Origin of the sequence: Mycobacterium sp. ELW1, assembly GCF_008329905.1 — a bacterium.
Lineage (GTDB): Bacteria > Actinomycetota > Actinomycetes > Mycobacteriales > Mycobacteriaceae > Mycobacterium.
Genome location: NZ_CP032155.1, coordinates 1,597,230 through 1,617,065, shown reverse-complemented (window position 1 = coordinate 1,617,065; position 19,836 = coordinate 1,597,230). Strand labels below are relative to the sequence as shown.

Below are 19,836 nucleotides of genomic sequence, written 5' to 3'. Positions count from 1 at the left end.
ACTTATGGCGTCGGTGAACAGGGTGTACGCGGCGCGGCTGGCGGGACTGGCCGTGCTCGGTCCGGATGGAGAATCCCTCGGCCGCGTTCGCGATGTCGTGATCAGCATGAGCATCGTCCGCCAGCAACCGCGCGTCCTCGGCCTGGTGGTCGAAATGCTCACTCGCCGAAGAATTTTCGTGCCGATACTGCGAGTGACCGCGATCGAGCCGAACGCCGTCACCCTCACCACCGGCAATGTGTCGTTGCGCCGTTTCGCGCAGCGGCCCGGTGAGGTCCTGGTGCTCGGCCAGGTCCTCGACAGCCGGGTCCGGGTCAACGACCCCGAGCTGCCGCAGATGTCCGGTGTGGACGTGATCGTCGTCGACCTGGGTATCGAGCAGTCCCGCGTCCGGGACTGGGTGGTCACCCGGGTCGCAGTGCGCAGCCACCGCCGGCTCGGCCGTCGTTCGACGATCCAGGTGGTGGACTGGCACAACGTGCAGGGCCTGACCCCGTCGGCGCTGTCGATGCCCGGCCAGGGCGTGGCCCAGCTGCTGCACCAGTTCGAAGGCCAGCGCCCCATCGAGGTGGCCGACGCGATCCGCGATCTGCCCGCCAAGCGCCGCACCGAGGTGATCAACGCGCTCGACGACGAGCGGGTGGCCGACATCCTCCAGGAGTTGCCCGAGGACGACCAGACCGTTCTGCTGCTGCAGCTCGACACCGAACGAGCGGCCGACGTCCTCGAGGCGATGGACCCCGATGACGCCGCTGACCTTCTCGGTGTGCTGAATCCGACCGAGGCCGAGGTGCTGCTGCGGCGGATGGACCCCGAGGACTCCGAGCCGGTGCGACGCCTGCTGAGCCACTCACCCGACACCGCGGGCGGTCTGATGACCTCCGACCCGGTGGTGCTCGCGCCCGACACCACCGTCGCCGAAGCACTGGCCCGGGTGCGGGACCCCGACCTGACGCCGGCGCTGGCGTCGCTGGTGTTCGTGGTCCGACCCCCGACCGCCACCCCCACCGGTCGCTATCTGGGCTGCGTGCACCTGCAGGCGCTGCTGCGCGAACCGCCCGCCAACCTGGTCAGCGGAATCGTGGACACCGACCTGCCCAGCTGCACGCCGAACACGTCGCTGGCAGGGGTGACGCGGTACTTCGCCGCCTATAACCTGGTCTGCGGTCCCGTGGTCGACGAGGAGAACCACCTGCTCGGCGCGGTGACCGTCGACGACGTGCTCGACCATCTGCTGCCCGACGACTGGCGGGAAAGCTACGAGGATCCACAACTGTCCGAGCGGACGGCCAGCGCAGAGGGGGCGACGTGAGCGAGTCGTCCGCGCGCCAACGCCTCGACACCCCCCGCTCGTCGCGTCGGCTGTCGTTCAACGTCGATCCGGAGGCGGTCGGCCGGTTCAGTGAATCGATCGCCCGCTTCCTGGGCACCGGGCGCTACCTCGCGTGGCAGACGATCCTGGTCATCGTCTGGATCGGGCTGAACCTGTTCGCGGTGAGCTTGCGGTGGGACCCCTACCCGTTCATCCTGCTCAACCTGGCGTTCTCCACCCAGGCCGCCTACGCCGCGCCGCTGATCCTGCTTGCGCAGAACCGGCAGGAGAACCGCGACCGGGTCTCGCTCGAGGAGGATCGCCGGCGCGCTGAGCAGACCAAAGCCGACACCGAGTTCCTGGCCCGCGAGCTGGCGTCGCTGCGGTTGGCCGTCGGTGAGGTCGCCACCCGCGACTACCTTCGCCGCGAACTCGAGGAGATCCGCGACCTGCTGGAATCGCTGCAGTCCGAAAACGGCGGCAAGGCCAAGAAGGACAAAGCGAAGAAGGCCCGATCGGCCGTCGAGCCCGTCGACGACGAGGTGAGTTAGTGACAAAGGTGACCATTGGATACCACTGAGGTCACGAAGATATGTATGGTGACTTGGTTCACACAGGCGGCATGATCTGAGGACGGACGAGTGGGCATAGGAAACCGCGTCAGCCGGATGGTGCGGAAGCCTGCGTTCGGAATTGCTGTGCTCACCCCGGTCGTGCTCGCCGGTGCGGTCAGCGCAGCCCCCGACCTACCGCACGCGCCGGTGGTCGGCAAGGAAGTCATGCCCCTGGCCGCGGTGTCACCGCAAGTCGACACCTCGGGTGTCACCGTCGTCGCGTTGACCAAGCAGCCCACCAACTTTCACTTCGCCGCGGCCACCCCGTCGGCTCCGCCGCCGGCGATGGTGGTCAGCTCGATCGGGTCCCTGCGCATCCCGTCGGTTCCGCTGGCCGCCTACCGCAATGCCGAACAGAAGATGTCCGTGGCCGCACCGGGCTGCGGGCTGAGCTGGAACCTGCTGGCCGGTATCGGCCGCATCGAATCCATGCACGCCAACGGCGGCGCCACCGATGCCCGTGGCACCGCGATCAACCCGATCTACGGCCCCACGCTGGACGGCACCCTGTCGGGCAACGAGGTCATCGTCCAGACCGTCCAGGCGGGCCGCCCGGTGTATGCGCGGGCGATGGGACCCATGCAGTTCCTGCCCGGCACCTGGTCGCGCTACGCCGCCGACGGCGACGGCGACGGCAAGGCCGATCCGCAGAACGTCTACGACGCGGCGTTGGCCGCGGCCCGCTACCTGTGCAGCGGCGGGCTGAACCTACGCAACCAGTCGCAGGTGCTGACCGCGATCCTGCGCTACAACAACTCGATGGCCTACGCCCAGAACGTGCTGGGTTGGGCCGCCGCCTACGCCACCGGCGTGGAACCGATCAACCTGCCGCCGATCGTCGGACCGGCACCCGCTCTCGGGGACGCCCACCTGGAGAACCCGGAGGGCCTGGGCCCGGGTCTGCCGCTCAATGCCATCGGCCTGCCGCCGACCGATCCGCTGGCGCAGCTCAGCATCAACAACACCGAGACGGCCGGATCGCTGGCGCTCGGCCCGCTGCCCGGCCCGGTCAGTGAGCTACCGTCGCAGCCGTGCCAGGTGATCTGCCTCGGTTCGCAGGCTCCCCCGCCGGTGGCCGTCCAGCCTCAGGCGATGCCGGAAGCGCCGCCGCCCCCGTGGCAGCCGCCGTGGCTGTTGCCACCCCCGCCGCCGGCCCCCGAGCCGGTCGCGGAGGTGCCGGTGGCGCCGCTGCCTGCCGTGCACGGTGCGCTGCCGGGCCCGGCCAGCTAGGTTGCACTTGAACGGACGTCGCGTCACTTCTCAGGCCGTTTCCGCTGACAGGGGTCGCACAACCTAGACTCGGCCCTGATGTCCGAAAAGAGCGAACTGCAGACCCAGGTGCGCATTGCGCTGGGCAAAGTGATCGATCCCGAACTGCGCAAGCCGATCACCGAGCTCAACATGGTCAAGAGCATCTCGGTCGCCGACGACGGCGCCGTGCACGTCGAGATCTACCTCACCACGTCCGCGTGCCCGAAGAAGACCGAGATCACCGAGCGGGTGACCCAGGCCGTCGCCGATGTGCCGGGCACCGCGGCGGTGACCGTCGCGCTCGATGTGATGAACGACGAGCAGCGCACCGAACTGCGCAAGCAACTGCGCGGCGATGCGCCCGAACCGGTGATCCCGTTCGCCCAGCCCGGCTCGCTGACCCGGGTGTACGCCGTCGCCTCCGGTAAGGGCGGTGTCGGCAAGTCGAGCGTGACGGTCAACCTGGCCGCGGCGCTGGCGTCTCGGGGCTTGTCGGTCGGCGTGCTCGACGCCGACATCTACGGCCACTCGGTGCCGCGCATGATGGGCACCGACGACCGCCCCACCCAGGTCGAGTCGATGATCCTGCCGCCGGTCGCCCACGACGTGAAGGTCATCTCGATCGCCCAGTTCACCCAGGGCAACGCACCGGTGGTGTGGCGGGGACCGATGCTGCACCGGGCGCTGCAACAGTTCCTTGCCGACGTGTACTGGGGCGATCTCGATGTGCTGCTGCTCGACCTGCCGCCGGGCACCGGCGACGTGGCGATCTCGGTGGCTCAGCTTGTTCCGGGCGCCGAGATCCTGGTGGTGACGACACCGCAGCTCGCCGCCGCCGAGGTGGCCGAACGCGCCGGGGCGATCGCACTGCAGACCCGCCAACGCATCGTCGGCGTGGTGGAGAACATGTCGGGGCTGCTCATGCCGGACGGCACCACGATGCAGATCTTCGGCGAAGGCGGCGGCCGCCAGGTCGCCGAGAGCCTCACCCGTTCGGTCGGCGCCGATGTGCCCCTGCTCGGACAGGTGCCGCTGGACCCCGCGTTGGTGGCGGCCGGCGATTCCGGTGTGCCGCTTGTTCTTTCAGCGCCCGATTCGGCGGCCGGCAAGGAATTGCGGGGCATCGCCGACAAGCTGGCGGCACGACGGCGCGGGCTGGCCGGGATGTCGCTGGGCCTGGACACCACCCGCCACCTGTAGGCGATCAGGTGGCGTCGGCGTCGAACGGCGCTGGCGTGCCGGGCGGCAACGGCTCGGGTTTCGGCACCACCGCGTGCGGGGGCGGCGCGCTGTGCGGCTTCACTGTGTCCGGCGCCTGGAACGCCTCGCCGATCCACGAATCGTCGCCGTCGAGAAGGTGTTTGGTGAGCGCGGCCCGCGGGGTCATACCGCGCAGCTTCTGCAGCTCGCTCAGCGGCTGGCGCAGATCCTCGAACTCCGGGCCGAGATCGTCACGCAGCTGACTGGTGGCGCCGCTGACGTAGTCGCGGGCCTGCCGCAACGAGTTCGACGTCCACCGGATGGCGCCCGGCAGCCGCTCGGGGCCCAGAACGACCAGCCCGATGACCAGCAGCACGAGCATTTCGCCCCACCCGACGTTCGCGAACATCGGGTCAGTTGTCCGGCGCGGGGTTCACCGTCAGCGTGACCTTGCGGCCGTCGCGGATGACCTCGATGGGCGCATCCTGACCGATCTTGAGCTGGCGGATGGCGACCGCGAACTCGTCGGCGTCGGCCACGGTGCGATTGCCGACCTTGACCACGATGTCGTTCTCGAGGATGCCGGCCTTCTCGGCGGGACTGCCCGCCTTGACGTTGGCCACCTGAGCACCCTGGGCGAGGTCGTTGCTCACCGAACGCGCCGAGAGCCCGAGCGTCGGGTGCGCGACCTTGCCGTCCTTGATCAACGCCTCGACAGTCTGCTTGACCTCGTTGACGGGGATCGCGAAGCCGAGGCCACTTGCACTGTCGGACAACGACTTTCCGGCAGTGTTGATGCCGATCACCTCAGAGTTCATGTCGATCAGCGGGCCACCGGAGTTGCCGTGGTTGATCGAGGCGTCGGTCTGGATGGCGTCGATGACGGTGTCGGTGTCCGATCCCTCACCCGAGAGCGGGATGGGCCGGTGCAACGCGCTGATGATGCCGTGGGTGACGGTGCTGCGCAGGCCCAGCGGGGCACCGGCGGCGATCACCTCGTCACCGACGTGAACCTTGTCGGAATCCCCGAAGCGGGCCACCGTCAGGTTGTCGACGTTGTCGACCTTGAGCACCGCCAGGTCGGTTTTGGGGTCGCGGCCGACCAGGTTGGCCGGCACCGACTTGCCGTCGTTGAACACCACCGAGATCTTGAACTTGCTCGGATTGGTGGCAGCTTCGGAGATCACGTGGTTGTTGGTGACGATGTAGCCGCGGCCGTCGACGACGACGCCGGAGCCCTGGGCGCCTTCGTCGTCGCTGACCGCCTCGATGGTGACGACGGAGTCGGCGACCGACGCGGCCACCTTGGCGAACCGGCCGGGCGGCACCTCACCGGTGCTGTTGGTGGCCAGGGAGACCTTCGAGGTGGTGAACGCCTCGACGACCTCGGCCGTCTTGCGGCCCACCCAGCCGCCAGCGAACCCGATCAGCAGCGCGATGATGCCCAACAGGGCCAACGACACATAGGACACCCGCCCCCCGAACAGCACGTCACGCACGCCGAGCTTGCCGGTGGGCCCGGCCACGACGACAGGTGCCGCCTGCTGCAGTGCCGGCGTGCCGAGCGCGGCCGCGGCCCCCGGATCCCGCCAGGGATCGTCGACGTCGTCGGCATCTCCATCGCGCTCAGCGTCCAGCGCCCCGGCGTCGGCGGGATGTCGCTGAAGCGAGTCACCACCCGGATAGGGCCTTCCGAACGCCTCCCCCAGCACCGGATCCGGGACATGGTCCTTGGGCTGGAATTCGACCTCGCCGCGGAACTTGGCGGGACGCAGCTCCTCGGCCACGAACGAGCCGTCGACACCCTGGGGGCGCCCGAACGTGCGGGTGGCGGCCGGGTCGACGGCAGGCCGGGAGACCGGACGCGGGGCCAGCCGGGGGCTGCTGCCGGAGTTGTCCTGATTGGGGCTCAAGTTCAACCTCTATCCAAGCGCTCAGCCGCGAGCGCGCACTGTGGGACCGGGCACGACGCTGCCCGATTTCACATCCACCCTACCGGCGCTTACGCCGGTCACGGTCTGTGCGTTCAGCTAACTGATCGGCGAGTCCGGACTGGATGTCGCCGCCCGGGCGACTCCGGCCGTCCGGGGCGCCGGGATCGTCCGGCGCCGCCTGCGGGATCTGCGACAACAGTCCCAACAAGCTGCTCGGCATGCTGATCGGAAGGGAATCCCGCAACGCTGTGCGGGCCTGACTCTGACCCTCGACCTCGGCGGCACACTCCGGGCACAGCGACAGATGGTGCGCCGCCCGCAGATACGACTTCATCCGCAACTCGCCGTCGACATACGCGGCGATCGCCTCCATGGACAGATGCTCGGTGGAACCGAATTGCCGCGGCGCCCCGATGGGCGCGTCGCTCTGCGAGGCGAACTGTGAGGGCAACCAGGAGAATGCTCGACGGAACATGTGTCCACGGTCGACCATCACTGCGCTCCTCTCGGGGTTCGCGTCGGCCGCGTCGCTGACCATGGGTGCCCATGGCTGGCGCGCCGCGCCGCTAGATCGAATGTAGCGCGCGAAACCCTCGGCGACATGACATGCCGGCCACAGTTTGGCCGCTGCCTGTCGGTCTACGCCGATTCGGCCGTGAAGTCAGCCAGTCCCCGCTGGCCCGAATGGGCTGCCAGATAGTCGCGGAGCGCCTGACGGCCGCGGTGGATGCGGCTGCGCACGGTGCCCAGCTTGACGCCGAGCGTCGCACCGATCTCCTCGTACGACAGACCCTCGATGTCACACAGGACGACGGCGGCACGGAACTCCGGCGCCAACGAATCCAGAGCAGCCTGCAAATCCGCACCCAGTCGAGAGTCGTGGTAGATCTGCTCGGGGTTCGGCTCGTCGGCGGGGACCCGGTCGTAATCCTCGGGCAGCGCCTCCATGCGAATGCGGCCGCGGCGACGGACCATGTCGAGGAACAAGTTGGTGGTGATGCGATGCAGCCAGCCTTCGAACGTGCCGGGCTGGTAGTTCTGCACAGAGCGGAACACCCTGATGAAGGTCTCCTGGGTGAGGTCCTCGGCGTCCTGCTGGTTGCCCGACAGGCGATAGGCCAGCCGGTACACCCGGTCGGCGTGCTGCCGCACCAGCTCGTCCCACGACGGCATGGCCGTCCGGTCGCCGGTGGCATCGAACACCGCAGTGCCCTGCAGTTCCTCGGACGGCTCAACCCACTCGGCTTCCCCCAGCTGCTCGGGGTGCGACATGTGCGCCGGAGCCATCAATGTGGTGGTCGTCGGATCCTCCTGGTTGATCTGCGTTGACGGCTGGGTGCCGTCGACCGCATCAAGCCTGACAACGCGACCGTTGTCGGGCATATTCCCCGACCAGCGGGGGCTCTGTTCCATGCCCGCTACCGTTCCCCAATCCTGTGTGGGAGCGATTTGAGCTAACTAAGGTTTGACTAAGAAATACTTTCGTTATCTATTCGTGTCCAGCTCTTTCACTGCTGGACGGCGCGTCATCCTTGACGTTCCCGCCCGACCCCTCGGACCGGCCGATTCGGCACTCATTCGGCGCCGGGCGCGCCTGCCCACCCGCCGATCCAACTGCGCCTACGCTGCTGAGAATGGCCACTAACGAGGACCAAACAGGCCAGCCGGAGGCCAGCCGCGCCGACCGGATACTCGCCCATGCGGAGGGTTCGATCTCCGAGGACGCCATTGTTGCGGCCGCCCGGGAGCGAGCTGTGGACGCCGGCGCCGGAGCGGTGACACCGGCGGTCGGAGCGCTGCTCAGCGTACTGGCCCGGCTGTCCGGCGGCAAAGCAGTTGTCGAGGTGGGTACCGGTGCCGGCGTGAGCGGGCTGTGGCTGCTGTCGGGCATGCGCGACGACGGTGTCCTGACCACCATCGATATCGAGCCCGAGCACCAGCGCATCGCCAAGCAGGCGTTCAACGAGGCCGGGATCGGCCCGTCCCGCACCCGGCTGATCGCCGGACGAGCTCAGGAAGTGCTCACCCGGCTGGCCGACGAGTCCTATGACCTGGTGTTTCTCGACGCTGCACCGTCAGATCAGGCCGATTTCATCGTCGAGGGCATCCGTCTGCTGCGCCCGGGCGGCGCGATTGTCGTGCACCGCTCCGCGCTCGGCGGCCGCGCCGGGGACCCGGCGGCCAACGATGCCGAGGTCGCTGCCGTGCGGGAGGCCGCCCGACTGATCGCCGAGGACGAGCGCCTCACCCCCGTGCTGATCCCGCTGGGCGACGGAATCCTGGTCGCCGCCCGCGACTGATCCGCAGTGCGGATGATCCGGTGATCACCGTGGACGGCGGACCCTTCCACTTCATGTTCACGCTTGAAGTTTGCTGATATTCAACGAGCGTGCAGATTGCGCGGTACTCGATCTTGCCGTCGTGCGCGAGGAAATCCTGCCACCAGCAGAAACATGCCAATTTCGGAACCGTCAGACCCGATGTTCGCGCGCATCAGGGCAAATTCTCAGCTGGTAAATCGTTGCTATGAGTCCACTATGTGCAATTCCAGCAAACTCTCCAAAAGTGCAGTTATCCGCGCCTTCGACTCAATAGGATTTCCAACCGTGAGGTCATCGTGATTGAGGGCGACTCTGCTCGACAAGAGTCATCGCAAGCGCGTTTGCCTTACTGTTTTCGTGGGCATCCTTACGCCAAAGTCGGTGCGAGGCAGAAATATTGCGGGAATATGTCCGGCCGTTAACGGCTGGCACCGCACGGTGTTTCTGGGGGGAGAATATGGATCCACGGATAAGCCCCGTGATGGTGGCGTCATTGATCGTGCCCTTCGTCCTCCTCGGAATTACCGCCGTCTTTTTCGATCTCTCGCAAAGTCGCCGTAACCGCCGCGACGGCGTGTTGGCAACGTGGGGTGAGTTGCGCATCACGAAGAGTTTGCTCATCGTGGGCTGCCGCCAGGACGCGGTGCGAATCCCACTGGCCGGTCTGTCGGCGACCGTCACCGAGACCGGCTCGACCGGCGACCCGAACAGCCACCGGGTCCGGGTCACCATCGATGACCGCGCCGGCGAATCGCTCCACCGGGAGCAGCCCTACTCCTACGGGTCGATCGGCGCCGCCCGAACATTCGAGATCCTGCTCAACCGTGCCGCCCGGCCCGCGCCGGTGGCAGTCGAGCCAGTCACCTTGCGCGCTGCCGCCTGAGGCGTCGGCGACCGCCTCACCACGAAATCCTCGACTCGACGGCGGTACGTGCTTGACCGCCGATTGAACAAGTGTTTAGCATCCTAAACATGCGTTCAACGGACCTGACCACCGTGGCCCGGATCCGCGACGCCGCCATCGAGCTGTTCGGCGCGCGCGGGTTCGACGTCGGGGTTCGGGCGATCGCCGAGGCGGCCGGGGTGAGCCCCGGGCTCGTCATCCACCACTTCGGGTCGAAGGACGGATTGCGCCAAGCGTGCGACGACTACATCGCCGAAGAGATCCGCAGCGAGAAATCGGAGACGATCCGCTCCACCGACCCGGCCACCTGGCTGGCCGCGGCGGCGGAGATCGAGTCGTTCGCGCCGATGATGGCCTACCTGGTGCGCAGCATGCAGACCGGCGGCGAGTTGGCCAGGAACCTGTGGCGCACCATGTTCGCCAACGTCGAGGGCTACCTCGACGACGGTGTCCGCGCCGGCACCATCAAGCCGAGCCGCGACCCGGCCGCTCGGGCGAAGTATCTCGGCATGGCAGGCGGCGGCGCCTTCCTGCTCTATCTCCAATTGCATGACAACCCAACGGATTTACGGGCTGTTCTGCACGACTACGCCAACGAGATGATGCTGCCGGCCCTCGAGCTGTACACCGAGGGCCTGCTCACCGATTCGACGATGTTCGACAGCTTCGCCGCACACGGCGAAATTGTGACCCACACCGAGGGAGAACAACATGACGACGGCATCGGCACCGACAGCGCGGACTGACACCGCGGCGGTCGAAATCCACAGTCTGGTCAAGACTTTCGGCCGGACCCGAGCCCTGGACGGTATGGACCTGACCGTCCGCGCCGGCTCGGTCGCCGGTTTCCTGGGACCCAATGGGGCAGGCAAGTCCACCACCATCCGCATCCTGTTGGGACTTCTGCGGGCCGACGGAGGGCACGTGCGTCTGCTCGGCGGCGACCCGTGGCACGATGCGGTGGCGCTGCACAGGCGTATCGCCTACGTACCCGGGGACGTGACGCTGTGGCCGAACCTGACCGGCGGTCAGGTGATCGACTTCCTGTGCGGCCTGCGCGGTGGCGCGGACCCCCGCCGCCGAGACTGGCTGATCAAACGCTTCGAACTCGACCCGAACAAGAAGTCCCGCACGTACTCGAAGGGCAACCGCCAGAAGGTGGCGCTGGTTGCCGCCTTCGCCACCGACGCCGACATCTACATTCTCGACGAACCGACGTCGGGCCTCGACCCGTTGATGGAGAACGTCTTTCAGGAGTGCGTGCGCGAGGTGGCCGGTCGCGGCGCCGCGGTACTGCTCTCCAGTCACGTCCTGGCCGAGGTCGAAAAGGTCTGTGACACAGTCACCATCATCCGTGCCGGGCGCACCGTGCAATCCGGGCCACTGGCCCAGCTCCAGCACCTGATGCGCACCACCGTGACGGCACGCACCCACCGCGACCCCACCGTGGTGACCCGATGGCCGGGCGTGCACGACGTGGACATCACTGACGGCCAGGTCCGGTTCACCGTCGGCCGCGATGTGCTGGACGCGACGATGGTGCATCTCACCCAGCTCGGGATCGCGGACCTGACAGTCACGCCGGCCTCACTGGAAGACCTGTTCCTGCGGGAATACCGGACGCCGGCATCATGATCGCGACTGCCGCAGCCCCGACCCGGCTGACCGGAACCGGCACGCTGGTCCGCTTTGCGCTGCGTCGCGACCGGATCCGGCTGACCGGGTGGATCTCGGCTCTGACACTGATGATGGTGTACGCCCCCAATGCGATCAAACTCGCCTACCCGGATGTGGCACAGCGCCAGGCCCGGGTGGATCTACTCAAGACCCCGGCCGGAATCATGTTGGGCGGTCCAATGTTCGGGGGCAACGAGACCGACCTCGGCGTCATGATGGCCAACGAACTGACCTTGACGTTGATGGTGGCGGCATCGATCCTGGCGATATTGACCGTCATTCGCCACACCCGCGCCGAAGAGGAAAGCGGTGCCGCCGAACTCGTGCTGTCCTCGATCGTCGGTCGTCATGCCCGCACCGCCGCCGCACTGATCGTCATGGCGCTGGTCAACGCCGTGCTGTCGGTGACCATGACGATCGCCATGGCCGCCAGCGGTTTCGCGGTGGTCGACACCGCGGCAATGTGCTTGGGAATCACCGCCGTGGCAACGATTTTCGGTGCGGTTGCGGCACTGAGTGCGCAGTTGTGGCGGCAAGCGAGAACGGCCACCGGAGCCGCGCTCGGGGTGCTGGCCGCAGCCGTGTTGGTGCGCGGCGCCGGCGACGTCATCGACAATTCCGGCAGCGCCCTGAGCTGGTTCTCCCCCATCGCCTGGGCACAGCAGATGCGCCCGTTCGTCGCGTTGCGCTGGTGGCCGCTGGGGTTGCTGGCCGCGCTGGCCGTTGTGCTCGTCGCGGCCACCGTGGCGCTGGAGAGCCGACGTCAGTACGACGACGGTGTCCTGGCCTCCTCGGGCGAGCACACCCATGCGCGCCCGGTCGGCGGGGTCTTCGGACTCCAGCTGGTGATTCACCGCGGCCTGACCATGGGCTGGGCGATCGGGCTGCTGATCGCCGGGGCCGCATTCGGTTCGATGACCAAGTCACTGCTGGACGCGGCCAAGGGCAATCAGCTTCTGGCCCGGGTACTTTCGGCGCAGGGCACCGACGGCGTCTACACCACGATGACCCAGTTCCTGGCCGCGGCGACCACCGCGTACGTGGTCACGGTGGTGGTACGCCTACGCCACGACGAAGAGTCCGGGATCGGCGAGGCGGTGCTGGCCGGTGCGGTGTCACGCTGGGCGTGGTTGTTGTCGGCGGTCGGCGCGGCGCTGACCGGCGCGGCAATACTGCTGACCTGCGCCGGCCTGGGCAACGGCATCGGTGCAGGCCTGACGCTGGGCGAACCCGCCACGATCCCGCGGCTGACCGCGGCCGCGCTGGCCTTCCTGCCCGCGATGGCGGTGATAGCCGGCGTCGCCGCCCTCGGCGTGGCGCTGCGCCACCCCGGCATCGGCTGGCTGGCCGTGACATTCGTGATCGTCGCGTTGTATCTCGGTGCACTGTTGCGGCTGCCGCGGTGGCTCATCGAAGCTTCGCCGGTCGGGCGTACCACCGCACCGTCATCGGTTTCCGTTGTGGCACTGGGCGTGATGGTGCTGATCGCCGTCGTCATCACACTGATCGCCGGTGTCGTCTACCGGCGCCGCGACGTCGTCTAGGAGAGTCATGAGAACGTCGGTTCGCATCGCGATCTCGTCGATCGCGGGTATCGCAGCCTTCGCTGTACTGCTGTTCGTGCCCGCGGGGACCGTGAGCTATTGGCAGGGCTGGGCCTTCCTTGCGGTGTTCAGCGCCGCGAGCCTCGGCCCGACGCTGTACCTGGGCCGCAAGTATCCCGAGGCCGTCGAACGGCGCTCCCATGCCGGCGTGAAGGCGGAGAGCCGGCCCGTCCAGAAAATCATCATCGCCGGGACGTTCGTGGTGTTCGCCGCAATGCTCATTGTGCCGGCCTTGGACTACCGCTTCGGCTGGTCGCATGTGCCTGCGTGGGTGTCGGTTGTCGGCGACGTGCTGGTGGCGATCGGTCTGGGCCTGGCGATGTGGGTGGTGGTCCAGAATCAATACGCCTCGGCAAACATCACCGTCGAGGAGGGCCAGCCGCTGGTGAGCACCGGCCTGTACGGCTTTGTGCGGCACCCGATGTATTTCGGCAATGTGATCCTGATGATCGGGATCGCGCTGGCGCTCGGCTCGTACTGGGCTCTGCTGCTGGTCGTCGTCGGGCTGCTGTTGATGGCGGCGCGGATCGTCGACGAGGAGAAGATGCTCACCGAGGAGCTGGACGGTTATCGGCAGTACACCCAGAAGGTCCGCTACCGCCTGCTGCCGCTGATCTGGTGAGCACTTGACCTAACTTGCATGACCATTTAAGTTTGCGAGTGCCCCCAAGCGTGCACCAGAGAGGAAACTCGTTGAATCCGAACATCACTCGACTCATGCAGGAGAATCTGCTGGCGGTGTTCAACGAGCGGGATGCGCAACGACGGCTCGAGGTGATTCGGCGCAACTATGCGCAGGACGTGCGGTGGTCGGATGCCGACGAGACCGTCACAGGCCAAGACCGGCTGCACGAGAAGGCTCAGGCACTACTCGACGGCCCCCTGGCGGGCCTGAGTTTCGTCCAGTCCGGACCCGTGCGTCAGACCGCGAACATGGGGTTTCTCGCGTTCGACGTCTTCGCCCCCGATTCCGACGGAACGCAGCCGTTGATCTCCGGTTTCGATGTGGCGATCGTCGAGAACGACCGCATTGCCCAGTTGTTCACCGTGGTGACGAGAGAGCCCGGCGCTTCGACCGCTTAGGCCAGGCGCTGAGGGCGACATCGGCGGCGGCCCGTAACTGCTTGCGGCTGGCACCATCTCGGGCCTTGGCCGACAAACCCCGCAAGACGGTGTCGATGAAATCGGTGAGCGCCTCGACATCCGCCTCGGCGTCGAGGTCGCCGGCCCGCTGAGCTTGCCGCAACCGGTCGGCGATGGCGGCGCGCCCAACTCCCCTGCGCTGCCGCAGCAGCGGGTCGGCGATGACGAAGCAGCCGCGTGGATGACCGGGCCGGGTGTACAGCTCGACCGCGCGGTCCAGCATCATCTCGAACGCCTCGCGCGCGGTGGCCGCTTCCAGCGCGGGCGGCACCACGGCGGTCAGCTCGTAGAGGTCGACCGCCGCGTCGTAGAGAGCCTGCTTGTCCCCGAATGCGGCATACAGACTCGGAGCCGAAATGCCCATCGCCGTGGTGAGGTCGTTGACCGAGGTGCCCTCGAATCCATGCTCCCAGAACAGGTGCATGGCACGACGCAACGCTTCTGCGCGGTCGAACTTCGGGGGCCGAGCCATGGCGTCGATCCTAGGCGTCGCCCGATCGCGGACTCTGCTAACGTCGCAACAAATAACTTTAACGGTTACTACAAAACTGCGAGGACGCTGACATGACCTATGCCATCATCGGCTCCGGCAACATCGGATCGGCGGTCGCGGGCCACTTCGCGCGGATCGGCCTCGACGTCGCGGTGGCCGCATCGCGAGGACCGGCGGGAGTCGCGCTGCTGGCCGACACACTGGGCTCGCACATCGTGCCCACCGAAGTCTCCGATGCCCTGCTCGCCGACGTCGTCGTCCTGGCCGTTCCGTTCGACGCGGTCGAGAGTCTGGTCGGACAGGTGCCCGACTGGAACGGGCGCATCATCGTCGACGCCACCAATGCCATTGACTACAGCACCTTTTCGCCGGCCGACCTGGGCGGCCCCGCCTCCTCGGACCTGGTCGAGGAGTGGTCGGCCAACGCTCGCGTGGTCAAGGCGTTCGGACATACCTGGGCCAAGGTGCTCGCCCACGAACCCGGCGACGGTCACGGCGGACGCCGCGTGCTGTTCGTATCCGGCAATGACGCGGGCGCCAACGGCGAGGTGGCGGAACTCATCGAGCGGTTCGGATTCGAAGCGATCGACCTCGGGCGTAACGACCAAGGCGGCCTGCTGCAGCAGTTCGGCGGCCCGCTGACCACCCGCAGCTTCATCTCCCAACCCATCAGCGGCGCCACGCCGGCGGACATGGATCTCACCGACGCCTGACGCCGCGTGCGGTGACGCGTCATCCTGTACGGGAAGACCGTCACGGCATGAGGAGACGTCATGGAGCTGATGACCGGCTTCGGGCTGGCCACCGCCGCGGGCCTCAACGCCTACATCCCGCTGCTCTCCCTTGCCCTGCTGGCCCGGTTCACCGACCTCGTCTCCCTGCCGGCCGGCTGGTCGTGGCTGGAGAACGGCTGGGTGATCGCCATCGTCGCGGTCCTGCTGCTGATCGAGATCGTCGCCGACAAGATCCCTGCCCTGGACTCGGTCAACGACGTAGTCCAGACGTTCGTCCGCCCGACGGCCGGCGGCATCGTCTTCGGGTCGGGCACCGCCGCGCAGACCGCCGCGGTCACCGATCCCGGTGAGTTCGCCCGCACCGGTCAGTGGGTTCCGGTCGCGATCGGCGTCGTCACGGCCCTCGTGGTCCACCTGACCAAGACCGCGGTCCGCCCGGCGGCCAACGTCGCCTCGGCCGGCACCGCGGCGCCGGTGCTCAGCACCATCGAGGACATCGTCAGCGTCGCACTGGTGTTCATCGCGATCCTCATCCCCGCACTGGTGCTCGTGGTGATGGTCGCCTTGGCGTGGGCCGCGGTCGCGCTGTGGCGGCGCCGGCGACGGCGAAAGGCTGCGCGGCGGCCGGTTTAACCGGCACCGGGGTGGGGCACTGAGCGCAGGTGGGCCGCCGCATCCGAACTTCTCTGTGCGTACTGGCGGTCGCGTGCTCGGTGGCAGCCGGGTGCGCCGGTCACGCCGATGAACCCCAGCCGGTCACCACGACGCATGCCCCGCCCGCCGAGCCGGCCAGGGCGGGTCCGCCCACCGCGGCGCCGGTCGGCATCGTCGTCCCGCTCGGCAACGCACCGGAAGGCGTCGTCGTCGGCACGTCGGGTATCGCCGCCGTCGCGGTACGGGATCCCAACGCGGTGGTGCTGTTCGACGCCGCCACCGGCAGGCAACGCCAGCGGATCCCGACCCCGAGCGCCGCGCGCCACCTGAGCCTGGCCGGTCCGGACGGCCCCGTGCTGGCCCCGCTGGAGGGCACCGACGAGCTCCTCGAAGTGACCCTCGCCGACGGCCGTATCACCACCACCGTCACCGGGGTCGGACGGCAACCGCACGACGCGGCGGCGACGGCGTCGGGAACCATCGTGGTGACCAACGAAGGCGGCGGCGGCGTCGTGTTCGTCCGCGACGGTCAGGTGGTCGCCTCGCTGCCCGCCGGCCCCCCGCAGCCCGGCGGTGTCGCGGCCGTCGGCAACTACGCGGCCGTCGCCGATGTGCAGGGAAACGGGGTGTGGGTGTACGACGGCTCGACACGTGAGCTGGTCAGCCAGGCCCCGGTGGGGGCCAAACTCACCCACGCGGTCTCGCTCTCCGGTGATCTGGCCGCATTCGCCGACACCGACGGCGGTGCCGTCTACCTCGAACGTGTTGATCCGAAGGTCACCGAGGTGGCCAGAATCGAGGCACCCGGCAAGCCCTACGGGCTCGCCTACGACGCCCGGCGCCACCGCCTGTTCATCACGCTCACCGAGCGGAACGCGGTGCGGGTGGTCGATATCGAAGACCCGGCGGCGAGCCGGATCCTCGCCGATGTGGCCACCGTGCGCCAACCCAATTCCGTTGCCGTCGAACCGAATTCCGGTGCCATCGTTGTGACCGCCAGCGACGGGGGTGGCAGCAGCAGCGTCCAGATCATCGGACCTGACCTGCTTCCGGCCGGCTAGATCCAGACGCCCTTACCGACAGCCACCACACCCCCGGCGCTGATCGCGAAGCGGTCGCGGTCCTTCTCCAGGTCCACGCCGACCATCTCGCCGGGGCCGACGACCACGTTCTTGTCCAGGATGGCGTGCCGGACCACCGCCCCACGGCCCACCCGCACACCGGGCATCAGCACGCTGCCCTCGACGATGGCGCCGTCCTCGATCGCGACGTTGCTCGACAGCACCGAATTGCGCACCGACGCCGCGGAGATGATGCTGCCGGCGCCGACCACGGACTCCTGTGCCGAGCCGCCGTTGACGAACTTCGCGGGCGCCAGGTTCTCCGACTCCCCGCGGATCGGCCAGCGCTTGTTGTAGAGGTTGAACACCGGGTGCACCGACACCAAATCCATGTGCGCGTCATAGAACGCATCCAGCGTCCCGACGTCACGCCAGTAGCCGTGGTCGCGCTCGGTGGCGCCGGGGACCTCGTTGTTGCTGAAGTCGTACACCGCGGCCATCCCGTCGGACACCAGCCGCGGGATGATGTCGCCGCCCATGTCGTGATCGGAGTTGTCGTCGTCGGCGTCGGCGCGAATGGCGTCGATGAGCACCTTGGTGGTGAAGATGTAGTTGCCCATCGACACGAAGGTCTGCTCGGGATCATCCGGCGTGCCCGGCGGATCGGCCGGCTTCTCGATGAACTCCCGGATGCGGCCGGACTCGTCGGCGTCGATGCACCCGAATGCGTGCGCCTCGGCGCGAGGCACCCGGATACCGGCGACGGTGGCCCCGGCCCCGCTCTCGATGTGGAACTTCACCATCTGCTCGGGGTCCATCCGGTACACGTGGTCGGCACCGAAAACCACTATGTAGTCCGGATCCTCGTCGTAGATCAGATTCAGCGACTGGTAGATCGCGTCGGCCGAGCCGGTGTACCAGCGCGGGCCGAGACGCTGCTGGGCGGGAACCGGCGTGATGTATTCACCGGCCAGACCGCTCAGCCGCCAGTTCTGCGAGATGTGCCGGTCGAGCGAATGCGACTTGTACTGGGTGAGCACACAGATGCGGAGGTAGCGCGCGTTGACCAGATTCGACAGCACGAAATCGATGAGGCGGTACGCGCCGCCGAAGGGAACCGCCGGCTTGGCCCGGTCCGCGGTCAGCGGGTAGAGCCGTTTGCCCTCTCCGCCCGCCAGGACGATGCCCAGCACGTGTGGCAATTCCCTCATCCTGCAAACCTATCGGCACACGCAACCGACGGCTAGACCAACGGCTCTATTGCAGGTCGTCGTGTCGCGGCCGAAGCGACTTGGGGTCGGGCGCAAGCACGTTGACCCACAAGGTCGGGGCGAGCGAAGCGACGGGAAAGAGGTCGCGCCGCGCAGCGCGGGCCACTACCGTCGGGCGTATGCGGGTGGCGATGATGACTCGGGAGTATCCACCCGAGGTTTACGGCGGGGCGGGCGTACACGTGACAGAACTCGTCGCACAGTTGCGGCGGCTGTGTGAGGTGGACGTGCACTGTATGGGCGCCCCGCGCCAAGGCGTCTTCGTCCACCAGCCCGACCCCGCCCTCAAGGGGGCCAACCCGGCGCTGTCGACGCTGTCCGCGGATCTGGTGATGGCCAATGCGGCCGCCGAGGCGACGGTGGTGCATTCGCACACCTGGTACACCGGGATGGCCGGTCACCTCGCGTCGCTGCTGTACGACGTCCCCCACGTGCTCACCGCGCACTCCCTGGAACCGTTGCGGCCGTGGAAGGCCGAACAGCTCGGCGGCGGCTACCGGGTGTCGCTGTGGGTGGAGCGCACCGCGGTCGAAGCGGCGGACGGGGTGATCGCGGTCAGTTCCGGCATGCGCGACGACGTTCTGTCGGTGTATCCGGCGTTGGACCCCAACCGCGTTCACGTGGTGAAGAACGGAATCGACACCGACGTCTGGTACCCGGCCCCGTCCGAGCGGGGTGAGTCGGTGCTCGCCGAACTCGGCGTCGACCCGTCGCGGCCGATGGTGGCGTTCGTCGGACGCATCACCCGGCAGAAAGGCGTCCCGCACCTGATCGCCGCGGCGCACCGCTTCGACCCGGAGATCCAGGTGGTGCTGTGCGCGGGCGCGCCGGACACCCCGGAGATCGCCGCCGAGGTGAGCTCAGCCGTGCAGGAACTGGCCGGGCGGCGCAGCGGCGTGTTCTGGGTACAGGAGTTTCTCCCTATCGGGAAGATCCGCGAAATACTCTCGGCGGCAACGGCTTTCGTGTGTCCTTCGGTGTACGAGCCGCTCGGGATCGTGAATTTGGAGGCGATGGCCTGCGGAACGGCCGTGGTGGCGTCCGACGTGGGAGGCATACCCGAGGTGGTCGACGACGGCGTGACCGGAACTCTGGTGCACTACGAGTCGACGGACCCGGTCGGTTTCGAGACCGGGCTCGCCGAGGCGGTCAATGCGCTGGTGGGCGATGTGGAGAAGGCGCGCCGCTTCGGGGCGGCCGGCCGGCAGCGCTGTATCGACGAATTCTCGTGGGCGCACATCGCCGAGCAGACGCTCGAGATTTACCGCAAGGTCTCGGCTTAAGGCGACCGGCAGACCGAAACCCCGCGGGTCCACGCGGGGTTTCGAAGGTGGATCAGTTAGCTGGTGACGTTCTTGAGTTCGTCACCCAAGGCGGCTGCCTCGTCGGGCGTCAGCTCGACGACCAGTCGTCCGCCGCCTTCCAGCGGTACTCGCATCACGATGCCGCGCCCCTCCTTGGTTGCTTCCAGCGGACCGTCACCGGTCCGGGGCTTCATCGCCGCCATCGAGTGCTCCCTCCAGGTTCGAGCCGGCCCGTGCTCACGGACCCGGTCCAGCGCCGGGCACTTGGCTGGTGCGTCGGCACTGAACTGCTTGTTTTCGATTCTATTGTTCCTTATCGGCGGGCATTGGTGTGAAAGGGCCGATTAAGGGGGTCCGAT

21 protein-coding genes and 1 pseudogene are annotated in these 19,836 nt (G+C 67.7%); 15 read left to right on the top strand and 7 right to left on the bottom strand.

All coding sequences use genetic code 11. The features are described 5' to 3' along the window. Window positions 1-4: 4 nt before the first annotated feature. From D3H54_RS07650 to D3H54_RS07635, 4 genes and pseudogenes are all read left to right on the top strand, one after another. Window positions 5-1,304, top strand: a pseudogene (locus D3H54_RS07650) (magnesium transporter MgtE N-terminal domain-containing protein); the annotation flags it as partial. 4 nt (window positions 1,305-1,308) lie between these two features. After that, on the top strand, window positions 1,309-1,863 hold the full coding sequence (locus D3H54_RS07645) for a DUF1003 domain-containing protein (protein WP_149378533.1): 555 nt from the start codon (window positions 1,309-1,311) through the stop codon (window positions 1,861-1,863). Between the two features lie 117 nt (window positions 1,864-1,980). After that, window positions 1,981-3,156, top strand: coding sequence for a lytic transglycosylase domain-containing protein (locus D3H54_RS07640; protein ID WP_149383404.1), 1,176 nt, complete (start codon window positions 1,981-1,983; stop codon window positions 3,154-3,156). Between the two features lie 78 nt (window positions 3,157-3,234). Next, a complete protein-coding gene (locus D3H54_RS07635) occupies window positions 3,235-4,377 on the top strand; it encodes an Mrp/NBP35 family ATP-binding protein (protein WP_149378532.1) in 1,143 nt (380 codons plus the stop codon). Window positions 4,378-4,381: 4 nt separating this feature from the next. On the opposite strand, the gene tatB is transcribed toward D3H54_RS07635, so the two are convergent. The 4 genes from tatB to sigE all read right to left on the bottom strand — a co-directional run bounded on the left by tatB (window position 4,382) and on the right by sigE (window position 7,724). Beyond that, entirely contained in the window at window positions 4,382-4,786 is a 405-nt protein-coding gene (tatB, locus tag D3H54_RS07630) for a Sec-independent protein translocase protein TatB (protein ID WP_149378531.1), read from the bottom strand. Between the two features lie 4 nt (window positions 4,787-4,790). After that, window positions 4,791-6,290, bottom strand: a complete 1,500-nt coding sequence (gene htrA / locus D3H54_RS07625) for a serine protease HtrA (protein ID WP_149378530.1) — start codon at window positions 6,288-6,290, stop codon at window positions 4,791-4,793. Between the two features lie 79 nt (window positions 6,291-6,369). Continuing rightward, a complete protein-coding gene (gene rseA / locus D3H54_RS07620; protein WP_149378529.1) occupies window positions 6,370-6,804 on the bottom strand; it encodes an anti-sigma E factor RseA in 435 nt (144 codons plus the stop codon). 146 nt (window positions 6,805-6,950) lie between these two features. Continuing rightward, window positions 6,951-7,724 carry an RNA polymerase sigma factor SigE gene (sigE, locus tag D3H54_RS07615; RefSeq protein WP_432246511.1) on the bottom strand — a complete coding sequence of 258 codons (774 nt, stop codon included), beginning with the start codon at window positions 7,722-7,724 and terminating at the stop codon, window positions 6,951-6,953. A 221-nt stretch (window positions 7,725-7,945) separates the two neighbouring features. On the opposite strand from sigE, the gene D3H54_RS07610 reads away from it, so the two are divergent. From D3H54_RS07610 to D3H54_RS07580, 7 genes are all read left to right on the top strand, one after another. After that, window positions 7,946-8,611: an O-methyltransferase gene (locus D3H54_RS07610; RefSeq protein ID WP_149378528.1), complete on the top strand. Its 666-nt coding sequence runs from the start codon at window positions 7,946-7,948 to the stop codon at window positions 8,609-8,611. Between the two features lie 478 nt (window positions 8,612-9,089). After that, window positions 9,090-9,515, top strand: coding sequence for a hypothetical protein (locus tag D3H54_RS07605; protein WP_149378527.1), 426 nt, complete (start codon window positions 9,090-9,092; stop codon window positions 9,513-9,515). An 89-nt stretch (window positions 9,516-9,604) separates the two neighbouring features. Next, entirely contained in the window at window positions 9,605-10,282 is a 678-nt protein-coding gene (locus D3H54_RS07600) for a TetR/AcrR family transcriptional regulator (protein WP_149378526.1), read from the top strand. Further along, entirely contained in the window at window positions 10,248-11,171 is a 924-nt protein-coding gene (locus D3H54_RS07595; RefSeq protein WP_149378525.1) for an ABC transporter ATP-binding protein, read from the top strand. Before D3H54_RS07600 ends, D3H54_RS07595 begins: the two co-directional genes overlap by 35 nt. Further along, window positions 11,168-12,757, top strand: coding sequence for an ABC transporter permease (locus D3H54_RS07590; protein ID WP_149378524.1), 1,590 nt, complete (start codon window positions 11,168-11,170; stop codon window positions 12,755-12,757). Before D3H54_RS07595 ends, D3H54_RS07590 begins: the two co-directional genes overlap by 4 nt. Window positions 12,758-12,764: 7 nt before the next feature. Beyond that, window positions 12,765-13,439: a methyltransferase family protein gene (locus tag D3H54_RS07585; protein WP_149378523.1), complete on the top strand. Its 675-nt coding sequence runs from the start codon at window positions 12,765-12,767 to the stop codon at window positions 13,437-13,439. A gap of 71 nt (window positions 13,440-13,510) precedes the next feature. Continuing rightward, window positions 13,511-13,900 (top strand): nuclear transport factor 2 family protein, encoded by a 390-nt coding sequence (locus tag D3H54_RS07580; RefSeq protein WP_286199162.1) that lies wholly within the window; start codon window positions 13,511-13,513, stop codon window positions 13,898-13,900. Here the strand turns inward: D3H54_RS07580 and D3H54_RS07575 are convergent. Continuing rightward, entirely contained in the window at window positions 13,860-14,432 is a 573-nt protein-coding gene (locus D3H54_RS07575) for a TetR/AcrR family transcriptional regulator (RefSeq protein WP_149378522.1), read from the bottom strand. The two genes, D3H54_RS07580 and D3H54_RS07575, sit on opposite strands and share 41 nt — an antisense overlap. 92 nt (window positions 14,433-14,524) lie before the next feature. Between D3H54_RS07575 and D3H54_RS07570 the strand changes: the two genes are divergently transcribed. The 3 genes from D3H54_RS07570 to D3H54_RS31115 all read left to right on the top strand — a co-directional run bounded on the left by D3H54_RS07570 (window position 14,525) and on the right by D3H54_RS31115 (window position 16,902). Beyond that, the gene (locus D3H54_RS07570; RefSeq protein WP_149378521.1) at window positions 14,525-15,166 is read left to right on the top strand and encodes an NADPH-dependent F420 reductase; all 642 of its coding nucleotides are present in this window, start codon (window positions 14,525-14,527) and stop codon (window positions 15,164-15,166) included. Window positions 15,167-15,226: 60 nt separating this feature from the next. Continuing rightward, a complete protein-coding gene (locus D3H54_RS07565; RefSeq protein WP_149378520.1) occupies window positions 15,227-15,820 on the top strand; it encodes a DUF4126 domain-containing protein in 594 nt (197 codons plus the stop codon). An 80-nt stretch (window positions 15,821-15,900) separates the two neighbouring features. Next, the gene (locus D3H54_RS31115) at window positions 15,901-16,902 is read left to right on the top strand and encodes an NHL repeat-containing protein (protein WP_168214805.1); all 1,002 of its coding nucleotides are present in this window, start codon (window positions 15,901-15,903) and stop codon (window positions 16,900-16,902) included. Here the strand turns inward: D3H54_RS31115 and glgC are convergent. Further along, window positions 16,899-18,113, bottom strand: a complete 1,215-nt coding sequence (gene glgC, locus D3H54_RS07555; RefSeq protein ID WP_036343821.1) for a glucose-1-phosphate adenylyltransferase — start codon at window positions 18,111-18,113, stop codon at window positions 16,899-16,901. The two genes, D3H54_RS31115 and glgC, sit on opposite strands and share 4 nt — an antisense overlap. 179 nt (window positions 18,114-18,292) lie before the next feature. Between glgC and glgA the strand changes: the two genes are divergently transcribed. Continuing rightward, a complete protein-coding gene (gene glgA / locus D3H54_RS07550) occupies window positions 18,293-19,456 on the top strand; it encodes a glycogen synthase (RefSeq protein WP_149378519.1) in 1,164 nt (387 codons plus the stop codon). Between the two features lie 56 nt (window positions 19,457-19,512). On the opposite strand, the gene D3H54_RS07545 is transcribed toward glgA, so the two are convergent. Continuing rightward, window positions 19,513-19,680, bottom strand: a complete 168-nt coding sequence (locus tag D3H54_RS07545) for a DUF3117 domain-containing protein (protein ID WP_005059648.1) — start codon at window positions 19,678-19,680, stop codon at window positions 19,513-19,515. Window positions 19,681-19,836 lie beyond the last annotated feature (156 nt).